The organism is Sphingomonas sp. 10B4 (genome assembly GCF_035019905.1).
Lineage (GTDB): Bacteria > Pseudomonadota > Alphaproteobacteria > Sphingomonadales > Sphingomonadaceae > Sphingomonas > Sphingomonas glacialis.
This window is the reverse complement of the sequence record NZ_JASJVC010000414.1, coordinates 1-257: the sequence shown is the minus strand read 5'-3', so window position 1 is coordinate 257 and position 257 is coordinate 1. Positions and strand designations below refer to the sequence as shown.

Below are 257 nucleotides of genomic sequence, written 5' to 3'. Positions count from 1 at the left end.
AAATTTTACCGATTCTGGCAAGACGCTAAAGATCAGTATCGATAACAACAAGGGGAACAAACCCCCAGCCACTAACACGCTGCGCCAGCCCCAATGGGGGATCATCCAAGCAGAGATGAATCCTCCCAGTGCTGCTCCCAATGGAAAGCCACAAAACAGTGCATTGGTTATAAATGAGCGGCTCTTGTCGGGGCAATATTCGCTCATCAAGGTAACTACATTGGGTAAGGCTGCACCTAAGCCCAGCCCTGTCAGTA

The 257-nt window shown here is 49.8% G+C and carries 1 protein-coding gene; it reads right to left on the bottom strand.

Annotated features, from left to right (window positions below):
- Nucleotides 1-246 (bottom strand): MFS transporter (locus tag QN347_RS20315; RefSeq protein WP_323494478.1); only part of this gene is annotated, 246 nt, incomplete at its 3' end.
- Nucleotides 247-257: the final 11 nt, after the last annotated feature.